The organism is uncultured Methanobrevibacter sp., from assembly GCF_900314615.1.
Taxonomy (GTDB): Archaea; Methanobacteriota; Methanobacteria; order Methanobacteriales; family Methanobacteriaceae; genus Methanocatella.
The window spans coordinates 1-12,679 of the sequence record NZ_OMWA01000012.1 but is presented as its reverse complement, the minus strand read 5'-3'; the positions used below and the strand labels follow the sequence as shown (position 1 = coordinate 12,679).

Here is a 12,679-nt window from a genome sequence, read left to right as displayed (position 1 = left end):
TGGTTAATGATGAATTGTTATTAGAATCAAAACCTGTTGTATTATTTAAATATCTCCCATTACTCCATTGATTATGAGTTAAAAGATTAGTTTTATCTTTTACAAAATAGTCACTATTAAATTCTTAAACGATAACTCACTAATATCTCGAGATAACCAATAATAGAAACTTACAGATTCCAATGAATCATAATTAATACTTCTTGTTGCATTATTACAACTAAAAACTGCTGATGAGGAGTTAATATCAATAACCATATGATACCAAGTATCAAATGTTCCATTGAAATGTCCTAACCCTGCACCATTGATGTAACCGCTTGTTAATGTTTTACTTAATGCGCAAAAGAAGTCAGAAACTAGTCCATCATGTACTTTGAAATCATATTCTATTCTGGTATTTACTGGGATTAATGTGTTTACTCTTACAACGTTCCAATCAGAAACAGATGATTCTTTAATAAATGTATGTTCATTTCCTCTTGTTAAATTACATGTGTCTGAAATTGTCCAAATATCATTATGATTTGTGAGGACGCCTAAATCATATTTAATGTAAGTTTGATTTTTATCTTTTACTGAATATAACATTGAATATTATCTATATAAACAGTAGCATTTGCGTTTCTAGGATTTATAAAGAAATTAAGCCATGTTGGATTATTAGGAGTGGTGTAAGTTAAATTGTATGTTTCCCAGTTTTCATTTGCAGGGATTAATAAAGTTACACTTTGTGAAGATGATCTTTCAACTAATGAAAAGTTTGATTCATTATTTGTTTTTATATCCATTTTGAGATTATATGTTGTGTTAGCTAATATGTTGTCTAATTTAAATTGGATATTACGATATGCTTCTGTATTAACTAATTTAAATGAGTGGTCTCCTTTGGTGGAATAATTGGAGTCTATAGATATTGTTACATATTGGGTTGATGTTAAGTCTGATAATCCGTTGTAGTCTCCACCGCTCCAGTAATCAAAGGAGATGAGATTATTTTTATCTTTTACTTAATTAGTTTATTAAATGGAATATATTATTACATTTTTAAATGTCAAATAATCCCCATTATTTACAACAAAAAATGATAATCTTGCTAGATTTGTAACTGGATTATTGGAATTAACAGATACATTATTCCCATTACATGTTGCTGTTATTATGCCATTTGAGGGGATAATGATTATGTAATGCCCAATAGTTGGAAGGGTAACTCGAACTTCGGCATCCTCATCGAAAATATTGAAATAATGATTGCTACTTATTGAATCAATGTCAAATTCTATTTTAAGAGGGTGTGAAAAATTTTTATTACTGTTGATAATGAAACAATGTCCATAATTAGTGTTGCATTTTAGAAGAGTATGTTCATTTGATACTGTTTTAACTAGTAAATTTGTAGATAAGACATAATTAGTAGTGTAATTTGATATAACCCCCATATCATAGAATAAGTATGTTAAATCTTTATCTTTTACTTACACAATTAATTGCCAATTATCAGTATACACTACATTAAGACCAGTACTATTAATACTTAATAACAATTTACTTGTATCCTCATTAAGTTTAACAGTAACACTAAATAAATTATTTGAATTTCCTGGAATCAAAGTAGAGTGAATATGAAAATTATTTTCATAATATTCAAATAGATCAAGACGGACAGATGAATTATTTTTCACATTTGCTTTAAAACTAACTTGTTTACCTGCAAGACTAGAAGCATCATCCATTTTATATCTTATATATCCATCAGTAGAAAATGTTGCTTTAGCACTATAACTTCCATTAACTGCCCATTCATTATTTCTAACTACTGTTAATCCAGTTCCACCATTATTGTTAAATCCAAGAGTATTTGAATAATCCCCCATGCTCCAAAGATTATAATTAAGAATATTATTTTTATCTTTTACATTATCACTTTCATAATCAGCATTTTTCTGTTGATTTATAATCAAAACTCGAGGTGAAAAACCAAATGTCAATACAAATAAAAATATCGAAAAAAATCGAAGAAATAGAAGAAAACCATCCAATCGAATACTATGAAATACACGCCGAAACCAGTCACATACAAAAACAGATCACCTTCACTATTAACGGAAATCATCTTGCAACAACCATGACAGATGACAAAGGAAACATTAGTGCAGGAACCAGTCTGGAACCAAATAAAAAATATGTATTTGGTGTGGAATGTGAGGATGAAAGTGAAACTGTTGAATTTATATTTGAAGAAAAATAATGGGGGTTATTTTTTATGCCAGATTATGATTTGAAAACAATAGCGCATACTCATCCATTAAGTGATGTTAATAATGTTTCCACAGTCCAAGTTACTATTACATATACTGATGATTCTACTGAAACTAAGAATCTTGTAGTGTATACTCCACCATCCAGTTAAAATAGAGGTGATAGTATTGTTTACTAATGCGAAAACTGTGATGATTGGAAACAAAGAAGTACAATCTATTGTTACAAGTAATGGTGGAGTTTTATACCAAAAACCTAGCGGTTATGTGTTAGTTTTAACTTGTGATAAGGATACTTTGAATGTTAATGAAACTGTTACTTTTACTGCTCTTTTAACTAATAATGGTGTTCCTGTGGCTAATGAATTGGTGAATTTCTGTGGTATTGCAGCAAATACACCAACTTCTAAATCGATTCTTGCTGATACTGAAACTCCTGTTGGATGTAAATATAGTTTTCCTACTATCCCTACATTAGCTAGTGGAGAGGTAATTTATCTTGACCAAGACCATAAAGTATATCTTTATCGATATAATGATGGGGGAACTGCTCTAACTGTTGAAAATATAAGTGGAACTGGAGGACTGGGTACTGCTAGTTTATCTAGTCTTATTGTTGAGTATGGAATAATCAAATGGAGTGTTCCAGGATATAGTAGTACAGTAGATTGTACTAATAGAGATTTAAGTGCAATCTTATCAGATATTCCAGTAACTATTGATGAGTATGGATTATATGGTACTACTGATTCTAACGGGGAATTTAGTGTAACATATACTCCAACTAGTACAGGAAATAAAACTATTACTGCTAATGTTATGGGATTATCGGAGACTGTACAAATCCAAGTAACTTAAAATAAATCTTTTTTTAGATGATTGTTATGAGAAAGAATACTGATTTTTGTCAAGGTTGCTGTTACAGAAGAACATGCGACCAAGAATTGGAAAAGTGTTGTTATCTAGTCAAAAACAAATGCATACTCGAAAACAACAAAGAATAAAAAAATTAAAGGAGAATTAGACTATGAAAAACTTTGGTTATTGGCTGTTTGGAGCAGACATGAATAAAGTAAATCTTGAAACTCTAAAGAAAAATGGAGTTACAGATATATTCTTAAACTATTATGCTTTCACAGCACATGGAGAATCCAAGGTCGCATCTTGGATTAAAAAAGCGAAAACAAATAATATTAACGTGCATATTTGGGTACAATGCTTCTATGATGGTGAATGGCATAACCCTAAAACAACTAACTTGAATGCGAAGTTAAAAGAGATCAAGAAATATGTGGGTATAGCTAATGTTAAAGGAATTCATCTTGATTATTTAAGATATCCTGGAACTGCATATAAAACTGAAGGTGGCGCAGATGCTATTACTAATTTTGTGAAAAAAGTTCGTGCTCAAAATCCAAAAGTGTTCTTGTCTTGTGCAGTAATGCCTGAAACAGAGTGCAAGAAATATTATGGGCAAGACATAGACTCATTGGGCAAAATTGTTGATGCAGTTATCCCAATGCAGTACAAAGGCAATTATAAAGGTGGAGCGGACTGGTTGAAATCAACTACAAAATTCTTTAGCGGTAAAGCTAAGATTTGGAGTGGTTTGCAGTCCTATAAATCTGATGATAACCCTGTTGCATTATCAAGTACTGAAATATTAAATGATGCTAAAACCTGTATAAGTAACGGTGCCAAAGGAATAATGTTATTCCGTTATGGGTTATCTGTTAATTTTAACTTCAATTCATTGCAAGACAAAACCACAACTACTACTAAGTCTACTGGTATTTCTGCAGCTAACATTAAGGTTTTAGCCACTACTGTGAAAAAGTATATTGAATCAAATAAGAAATTGCCTTCCACAGTAACTATTGCTAATGTGAAGTATACTTGGCCTCAGGTATGGTATATCTTCTCATGGCATGTTAATAATCTTGGAAAAAGTTTATCATCTGTTCCAAGTGTTAAATCTTGTGTTAAAGCAGTAGGGGATAATATTAAAGAGGAAGTTTATCCATCTGATTTCAAAGACCAATCCAAAAGGGTTGTACAGTATATTAAACAGAATGGTCAAGCTCCTAATTATGTGACTAGTGTGAAATCCAAGAAGAGAGTTAGGCCACGTGTAAGTATTGATGCATTGGCAAGGATTATTGTCTGGTATTATGGTCATAATAAGACTTTACCTAATTATTGCACTTATGATTCCGGTAGATTCACAGCTTCCTCATCTTCTTCTAGTTCAAATAAAAATACTTCAACCACTAAATCCAAATACGGCCATGCAACCAAATCCGGCTGTAACAATATGGGTCAAAACAATGGAGTTTATTGTGGACCTCATAGTATGCAGGAATGTATACGTAACTTGACTGGTAAAGTGATTCCTCAAGCTACCCTTGCAGGATGGGCCGGAACTGGTAGTGGAGGTACAGATCATCAAGGTTTGGAAACTGCTATTGCAAAAGCAGCTAAAGAATTAGGTGTGAAATTAACTGTTAAATGGTATAGCTTCAGCGAACTTGGTTGGGATGGAATTAAAAAAATCGTTAATTCCAAAAATCAAGATTGCATTATCCATAATCTCTATCGTCTGTCTGACGGCCATTATGAAGTCGTTAATGCTGTGAATGACAGTAACATTAATGTCCAGAACAGTTTAGGTTACAGGTCATGTAATGATTGTTATTGTGGATATATTGAATATCGTTCTAAATCTGAATTCCAGAGTTATATTAATGGAATTTCACAGAAAAGTGTTATGGTAATTACAAGGGGGTAAATCTTTTATGTTTAATCCTATTAAGAAGGTTATTGGATGGAATTTGAATCGTAAACAAGCAGAGGTTGAAAAGTTGATGGAGGAAGAAGGTTTCACCGATGAAGTTTTGGAAAAACAAGTTGCGATAAATGAGGCAAGACATAAACATGATATTACTGATGAATCTAAACTTGTTTATGATAAATATGTTCAATAAAGTGGTAGTATGTTAACTATTAAAGAGAATAAGGTTTTGAAGGAGACTAATCAACGGAATGTTATTCGTGCTAAGATTAAGGCTTTGAATTTTCGTTTGTTGACTTGTTTGGATGATGAGCGTGATGAGATTGAGTCCGAGATTGCACGTCTGCAGTTCAAGTTGGATAGTTTATAGAACAATCTGTTACAATTTGGTTAAAGATTGTATAGATTATATTATTGTAGAAACAGTACCCAATTGAATATTTATGTCATGGGGTTTTTTATGGACCATCTAGCATGATTAGTAGCAGCGAATGTGAAATGTTGTTGGATGTAAAACTAAAATATTTAAATAAACTAATTCCTACGTTTATTAAATCATAAAAGAATGATGGTAAAATAATTTTATTTAAAAGCTTATAGAATTATTATAATTTGAGAGTTACTCTCACAACTTTCTATAAATTGCTCATGGTATGATGTTTTGTTGGGTTTTTGTTTCTATAGATACACTATCTCTTTTAGGTTTAGGGGGTCAATTGACTACATTTTTGTAGTTGGTTGGCCCCCTTATTTTTTTTGGGTTGTCCTAAAAGTTTTTATACTATGTGTTATAAAATGCTATATAACAATTGTGAACTAAAAACTTTGATGTACATTTATGTACAACAATGTATAATCAGTTATTTATCTCTCAAAACACAGAAATAAACAAACAGAGAGAGCACAATTGTTAATCATATTTAGAATAATATTTATACTATATGTTATATTATATAATATTATAAAACTTGGAGTTTTCAAATGTTTGATGGTTTAAGAAGTGAGATTCAGGCTGTAAAAGATAAGGACCCGGCGGCACGTTCCACACTGGAAATATTTTTGTGCTATCCAGGTTTTTATGCATTGCTTTTCCACAGAGTAAGTCATTGGCTGTGGAATCATTCTCTTAAACTTCTTGCCCGTATGAATTCAAATTTGGCCAGATTTATAACTGGAATTGAAATTCATCCAGGCGCAACATTTGGAAAAAGAGTTTTCATTGATCACGGGATGGGTGTTGTTGTTGGTGAAACAGCGATTGTTGGCGATGATGTTCTGATATACCAGGGTGTAATTCTTGGAGGAACTAGTACTGAAAAAACAAAAAGACATCCAACTATTGAAGATGGAGTGATTATCGGAGCCGGCGCTAAAGTAATGGGTAACATTACAATTGGAAAATACTCAAAAATAGGTACTGGAGCAGTTGTCCTGAAGGATGTTCCTCCGGAATCTACATGTGTGGGAGTTCCTGGCCGTATTGTCAAGCATAAAGGGGTACGCAAGAAAGTTGACCTTGATCACGACAAACTTCCTGACCCAGTGGCTGACGCATTAAGGACACTTGAAAAACATCTTCAAGATAATGATAAACGCTTTGAGATTTTATTTGAAAAACATGGAATTTGTTTAACTGAAGATATCAGAGATGAACAACAGGATTTAGAGGATTTGTTTAAAAAATAGAAGGGATTTTTATGAAACCACCTTGTGAAATCGTAGTATGGTATGTAATACCAGCTATTAGATCAGAACTAGCAAAAGAACTTTTAAATTTGGGGATGAAGCAGAAAGATGTTTCCGAACTTATGGACATTACTCAACCTGCAGTTTCCCAGTACATTACAGATAAAAGAGGTAGCGGAATAAAACTGGATGATAATGTAAGAGGCATGATTCATGAATTCGCACGCCAATTGTCTGAAGGTGAAGCAACCAAAGCGGATTTGATTCCAAGAACATGCAAGATATGCAAAAACGTAAGAACTATTGATGTTTTAGAACAGCTCAACATTGATAAATCTGAACTTAGTGAAGATTGTGAAAGTTGCATCGGTTCTGAACTTGAAGCTAAGTAAATTTGTAAAATATTGGAAAAAATAGTAAACTATTTAAACTATTAATTACCAATATTTTATTATCCTATTAATTTTAGTGGCAAGTTTACCGAGTGGCTTAGGTGTGTGGCTGCAGACCATAATACGGGGGTTCAAATCCCTCACTTGCCTTTTTACAATTACTATTTTTGAGGTTATTTTTTATGGAAATTTATTCAACTTTATCTCGCAGTAAAGAGAATTTTGTGACTATTAACGATAACAGAGTTAACTTATTTGTATGCGGTCCTACCGTTTATGATGATGCTCACATTGGACATGGTAGAACCTACATCTCCTTTGATACAATAAAAAGATACTTGGAGTACAAAGGATATGCGGTATTCTACATTCAAAATGTCACGGATGTGGATGATAAAATTATTAACCGTTCAAAAGAAAGCGGAATTCCTGCAGATGTACTTGCCCGCAAATTTGAAAAAAGATACCGTGAAGACATGCACAGATTAAATGTGGACGGCGTTAATCTATTTGCAAGAGCAACAGATCATATGCCTGAAATCATAGACCAAATCCAAAGGTTAATTGATAAGGGATTTGCATATGAAACCGATGACGGTGTTTATTTTGAAATAGATACATTTGAAGAATTTGGAAAACTTTCAAACAGGAATGTTGAAGAGCTGGAATCCCATCGTGAAATCGCAGAAACTTCCAAGAAAAATCAGCAGGACTTTGCGCTCTGGAAAAAACGTGAAGGAGTTGATGAACCGACCTGGCCGTCTCCATGGGGTGACGGAAGACCTGGATGGCACATTGAAGATACTGCAATTACCGAATACTACTTCGGAGAACAGTATGATGTGCACGGTGGAGGGCTGGACTTGATTTTCCCTCACCACGAAGCGGAAATCACACAAATGGAAGCTGTCAGCGGAAAATCACCGATGGTAAGATACTGGTTACATACAGGATTTTTAAATGTTAACGGAGAAAAGATGTCAAAATCACTCCACAACTTCATTACAATCCGTGAACTTCTTGAAACCTATGAACCGGATACATTCAGATTCTTTGTTCTGTCCACTCACTACAGAAGCCCTATAGACTTTTCAAAAGATTCTCTTCACCAGTCTGAAAAAAGTCTTGAGAGAATCAGAAAATACTATGAGTTATTGGATGTTGAAGTTGATGACGGAGAATATGAATTCGATGCACTGGCTCCTCACAAAAAAGAGTTCTTTGACAGCATGGATGATGATTTTAACACTCCAAAAGCCATTGCTGCAATATTCGGTTTGATTAATGACACCAAAAACGATTTAAGTGGTTATTCAGATGAGGATAAAAAAGCTATCAAAGCATTCCTTGATGATGCTGCTCATATTTTGGGAGTTAGCTTTGAGATTGAAGAAGTCTCTGCAGGATCTGACGATTTGCTTAACTTAATTTCAGAAGTTAGATTAGAGTTAAGAGCCAACAAGCAATATGACTTATCAGATAAAATCCGTGATAACCTGCAGGCATTAGGTTATGAAATCAATGACTAAAGAGAATTATTCTCTTTATTTTTCTTATTTTTTTTTAGTGTAATTACGTTATTTTGATAATATTTTGGCGATAAAAATTGATAGTATTATTTTTGTATATGTGCAATATTGTCAATTTTTGATTGAAATTAGATTTATGGTTTAAATTTAAATTAGTTTTTTTATTTATTATATTTTTATTTTTTTCTTTTTTGAGATTTTTAATTATTTTTTATCAAATTTTTTTTCAAAATATAACAATGTTTATATACTAAAAATAACATATGTTATGTCTGTATAACATTAGTTATAATTTATTTTTTTGTTTTGCATTTAGGCATACAAAACATTTATATATAAAAAATAACTATTGTTATATAGTAAATATAACACGTGATATATTTTACAGAAAATCAAAAATTAAGGTGATTATTAATGACAGATAATAAAAATTACGGATTAGCAACATTAGGTGTACGCGCAGGACAACAACCAGACCCCGTAACTGGGGCACAGGCAGTTCCAATTTATCAGACCACTTCATACGTATTCAAAGACTCAGATGAAGCTGCTAGGAGATTCGCCCTTCAAGAGTTTGGACAAATCTACTCCAGACTAACCAATCCTACCAGCGATGTATTTGAAGCAAGAATAGCTGCTATCGAAGGTGGAAACTCTGGAATATCAACTGCAAGCGGACTTGCAGCAATTTCATATGCAATCTTAAATGTAACAGAACCTGGAGACAACATCGTTTCTGCAGACAACCTCTACGGCGGAACTTACCAATTATTCAATTACACTTTCAAGGATCTCGCAAGAGAAGTCAAATTTGTAAACTCACAGGATTTGCAGGCTTTTGAAGATGCAATTGATGAAAAAACCAGAGCAATCTATGTTGAATCAATCGGAAACCCTAAACTGGACGTACCTGACTTTGAAAAATTAGCAGAAATCGCACATTCACATGACATTCCATTGATTGTAGACAATACTGTCGGTGTAGGATTAGTCAGACCTTTGGAACATGGTGCAGATGTCATTGCATCATCAGCAACCAAATATGTCGGAGGCCACGGTACTGCAATAGGAGGATACATTGTTGATTCCGGTAAATTCAACTGGGGAAACGGCAAGTTTGCAAACTTCACAAAACCTGACCCAAGTTACCACGGACTTGTATTCTGGGATGCATTCGGTGATGTTCCTGAACTCGGAAATCTTGCTTTTACTGTAAGAATTAGAGCAAGACTTTTAAGAGATCTTGGAGCAACCCAGGCACCTGTACACAGCTTCATATTCCTCCAGGGACTTGAAAGCCTTGATGTTAGAGTAAAAAGACACTCCGAAAATGCTTTAAAAGTAGCTAAATTTTTAGAATCACACCCTAAAGTTAAATGGGTCAACTATCCTGGACTTGAATCACATCCAACTTATGAAATCAACAAGAAATATTTAAAAGATAACTTTGCAGGCATCTTAGGATTCGGTGTTGAAGGTGGAGAAGAAGCCGGAAGAAAAGTAATTGAAAAACTGGAACTGTTCTCCATACTTGCAAACATCGGTGATGCAAAAAGTCTGGCAATTCACCCTGCAAGTACAACTCATCAGCAGTTAAGTGTTGAAGAGCAGGAGGCAACTGGTGTAACTCCAGATTTCATCCGTTTATCTATAGGATTGGAAGATGTGGATGATTTAATAGCAGATTTAAGTCAGGCTTTAGATAGTATTTAATTACTATCTAATTTAATTTATAATGTTAATGTTTTTACCATATTAAAAAAGACAATTGGGAGATAATGAAATGTATTTAGACAACTCAGCAACTACACAAGTTAGCGAAGAAGTTTTTGAAGAAATGAAACCATATTTCATTGAAGAGTACGGAAATCCTTCCACTCTTTATGGAATTGGCCGTGAGTCTAAAAAAGCTTTAGAACAGGCTCGCCAAAGAGTAGCAGATGCAATTAATGCAAAGCCGGAAGAAATTATTTTTACAAGCGGAGGTTCAGAATCTGATAATTTGGCAATCAAAGGAATTGCTTTTAAATTAGCTAAAAAAGGTAAACATATTATCACCACAAATATCGAACATCCTGCCGTTAAAAATACTTTAGGATTTCTGGAATCACTTGATTTCAAAGTAACTTATCTGCCGGTCAATGAAGAGGGTATCATAAGTATTGAAGATTTAAAAGATGCAATAACTGATGAAACAATCCTGATAACCATTATGCACGCTAACAATGAACTTGGTACTATTCAGCCAATTGAAGAAATTGGAAAGATTGCCCGTGAGAAAAAAATCAAATTCCACACAGATGCCGTTCAAAGTTTCGGAAAAATTGAAGTGGATGTTGAGAAATTGAATGTCGATTTGCTTTCGTTATCTTCTCATAAAATCAACGGTCCGAAAGGTGTTGGAGCATTATACATCAAGAAAGGAACTCGTGTTGTACCTCTTATTCATGGAGGAGGTCAGGAAAAAGGAATCAGATCAGGAACTGAAAATGTGCCTGGAATTGTAGGATTTGGAAAAGCCTGCGAAATTGCAGCCGCCAAATTAGATGAACATTACGAAAAATTATCATCAATCCGTGATGAACTCATAGATAAAGTTTTAACTACCATTCCTGAATCCTACCTGAACGGTTCTAAAGAAACCAGATTGCCAAACCTTGTAAACTTCAGATTTAAAGCTATTGAAGGAGAATCATTAATTCTTCTTTTAGATGCGAAAGGTTATCAGGCTTCAACCGGTTCAGCATGTTCATCAAATACTCTGGAAGCGTCCCCTGTACTGACTGCATTGGGTCTTGACCCTGTTGATGTACATGGATCATTAAGGATATCATTGGCACCTGAAAGCGATACTTTTGATGTTGATGAATTTGTAAATACAATTGCAGAAGCTGTTGGAAGATTAAGACAGATGTCACCGTTATGGAATCAGGAACTTGACTATGATGGTGTAATGTGTAAAAAAGATCACGATGACTGTAGGAGATGTTAATTATGGATTATTCAGAAAAAGTAATGGACCACTTTGCAAACCCAAGAAACTGTAGAATGATGGAAGACGCCAACGGTGTTGGAACTGTCGGAAACCCGACCTGCGGGGACTTGATGACAATATATATTAAAGTCAATGATGATGAAGTAATTGAAGACATTTCATTCCAGACTTTCGGATGCGGTGCAGCGATAGCGACAAGCAGTATGATAACAGAAATTGCTGTTGGAAAAACATTGGAAGAAGCATTGAAAATATCCAGAAATGATGTTGCAGATGAACTGGACGGTCTTCCACCAATTAAAATGCACTGTTCAAACCTTGCTGCAGACGGCCTTCAGGCAGCTATTGAAAACTATTATGAAAACAATCAATAATAATAAATACTTTAAGTAATAAAATATCTTTAACCTAATTTTTAGGAGATGTTTATTATGGCAAAAATATTAAAATGTGACGATTGTGGAAGTATTATCCAAGTTTTAGCTGAAGGAGATGAAAAAGTATGTTCAGACCACATGCTTGAATTTCCTGTACAGACTGAAGGAGAAAAATCTCCAAAACACAAACCAGTAGTTGAAATCGATGGTGACAAAGTAACCGTAAAAGTCGGTGAAGCAGCACACCCTATGGATGACGACCACTACATTGAATTTGTTATTGTTGAAGCAGGCGCTGAACAATACGCAAAATGCTTTAAACCAGGAGATGTTGCAGAAGCAACTTTCACTGTAAACTCAACCGATGATGTTAAAGCATTAGCATTCTGTAACCAACACGGACTCTGGTCCAGTGAATAAGTTTAAAATTAATTTTTAAACTTTCTTTTTTTTATTTTCTCTTATTAATATTGCTTTTATTATTAATTAATACTTTAACATTGTTGTGCAAGAATTCTCCAGCTTCTTTAAGCCGGAGATGAATTGCATTTTTAAGGTGTAGGAGTTGAATTTTTTTGTAATAACAGGGTATTACTTTTCAAATGCTCTCTTGGATTATCTCTTTATATTGTTAATGGTATAATTTAT

Annotated in this window: 16 protein-coding genes and 1 tRNA gene; 13 read left to right on the top strand and 4 right to left on the bottom strand. The window is 33.7% G+C overall.

Going from position 1 to position 12,679, the window contains the following annotated elements:
• Positions 1-99: 99 nt before the first annotated feature.
• From QZN33_RS05155 to QZN33_RS05140, 4 genes are all read right to left on the bottom strand, one after another.
• The gene (locus QZN33_RS05155) at positions 100-591 is read right to left on the bottom strand and encodes a hypothetical protein (protein WP_296789886.1); all 492 of its coding nucleotides are present in this window, start codon (positions 589-591) and stop codon (positions 100-102) included.
• The gene (locus QZN33_RS05150; RefSeq protein WP_296789885.1) at positions 576-791 is read right to left on the bottom strand and encodes a hypothetical protein; all 216 of its coding nucleotides are present in this window, start codon (positions 789-791) and stop codon (positions 576-578) included. The genes QZN33_RS05155 and QZN33_RS05150 overlap by 16 nt, the downstream gene beginning before the upstream one ends.
• A 231-nt stretch (positions 792-1,022) precedes the next feature.
• Entirely contained in the window at positions 1,023-1,442 is a 420-nt protein-coding gene (locus QZN33_RS05145) for a hypothetical protein (protein ID WP_296789884.1), read from the bottom strand.
• 36 nt (positions 1,443-1,478) lie between these two features.
• Positions 1,479-1,991, bottom strand: a complete 513-nt coding sequence (locus QZN33_RS05140; protein WP_296789883.1) for a hypothetical protein — start codon at positions 1,989-1,991, stop codon at positions 1,479-1,481.
• Between QZN33_RS05140 and QZN33_RS05135 the strand changes: the two genes are divergently transcribed.
• From QZN33_RS05135 to QZN33_RS05075, 13 genes are all read left to right on the top strand, one after another.
• Entirely contained in the window at positions 1,985-2,251 is a 267-nt protein-coding gene (locus QZN33_RS05135) for a hypothetical protein (RefSeq protein ID WP_296789882.1), read from the top strand. The genes QZN33_RS05140 and QZN33_RS05135 overlap by 7 nt on opposite strands.
• 15 nt (positions 2,252-2,266) lie before the next feature.
• Positions 2,267-2,413, top strand: a complete 147-nt coding sequence (locus QZN33_RS05130; protein WP_296789881.1) for a hypothetical protein — start codon at positions 2,267-2,269, stop codon at positions 2,411-2,413.
• A gap of 16 nt (positions 2,414-2,429) precedes the next feature.
• Positions 2,430-3,119 carry a hypothetical protein gene (locus QZN33_RS05125; RefSeq protein ID WP_296789880.1) on the top strand — a complete coding sequence of 230 codons (690 nt, stop codon included), beginning with the start codon at positions 2,430-2,432 and terminating at the stop codon, positions 3,117-3,119.
• Positions 3,120-3,288: 169 nt separating this feature from the next.
• Entirely contained in the window at positions 3,289-5,049 is a 1,761-nt protein-coding gene (locus QZN33_RS05120; protein ID WP_296789879.1) for a hypothetical protein, read from the top strand.
• 7 nt (positions 5,050-5,056) lie between these two features.
• Positions 5,057-5,245, top strand: coding sequence for a hypothetical protein (locus QZN33_RS05115; RefSeq protein WP_296789878.1), 189 nt, complete (start codon positions 5,057-5,059; stop codon positions 5,243-5,245).
• Positions 5,246-6,033: 788 nt separating this feature from the next.
• Entirely contained in the window at positions 6,034-6,738 is a 705-nt protein-coding gene (gene cysE, locus QZN33_RS05110; protein ID WP_296789877.1) for a serine O-acetyltransferase, read from the top strand.
• 11 nt (positions 6,739-6,749) lie between these two features.
• Complete coding sequence (locus QZN33_RS05105) at positions 6,750-7,130, top strand: transcriptional regulator (RefSeq protein ID WP_295159663.1); 381 nt, start codon at positions 6,750-6,752, stop codon at positions 7,128-7,130.
• A 78-nt stretch (positions 7,131-7,208) separates the two neighbouring features.
• Positions 7,209-7,280, top strand: a tRNA-Cys gene (locus QZN33_RS05100).
• Between the two features lie 32 nt (positions 7,281-7,312).
• A complete protein-coding gene (cysS, locus tag QZN33_RS05095) occupies positions 7,313-8,659 on the top strand; it encodes a cysteine--tRNA ligase (protein ID WP_296789876.1) in 1,347 nt (448 codons plus the stop codon).
• Between the two features lie 414 nt (positions 8,660-9,073).
• Positions 9,074-10,372, top strand: coding sequence for an O-acetylhomoserine aminocarboxypropyltransferase/cysteine synthase family protein (locus tag QZN33_RS05090; RefSeq protein ID WP_296789875.1), 1,299 nt, complete (start codon positions 9,074-9,076; stop codon positions 10,370-10,372).
• A 70-nt stretch (positions 10,373-10,442) separates the two neighbouring features.
• Positions 10,443-11,651, top strand: a complete 1,209-nt coding sequence (gene nifS / locus QZN33_RS05085) for a cysteine desulfurase NifS (RefSeq protein ID WP_296789874.1) — start codon at positions 10,443-10,445, stop codon at positions 11,649-11,651.
• A 2-nt stretch (positions 11,652-11,653) separates the two neighbouring features.
• A complete protein-coding gene (nifU, locus tag QZN33_RS05080) occupies positions 11,654-12,028 on the top strand; it encodes a Fe-S cluster assembly scaffold protein NifU (RefSeq protein WP_296789873.1) in 375 nt (124 codons plus the stop codon).
• Between the two features lie 57 nt (positions 12,029-12,085).
• The gene (locus tag QZN33_RS05075) at positions 12,086-12,451 is read left to right on the top strand and encodes a desulfoferrodoxin family protein (protein ID WP_292746404.1); all 366 of its coding nucleotides are present in this window, start codon (positions 12,086-12,088) and stop codon (positions 12,449-12,451) included.
• The last annotated feature ends 228 nt before the right edge of the window (positions 12,452-12,679 follow it).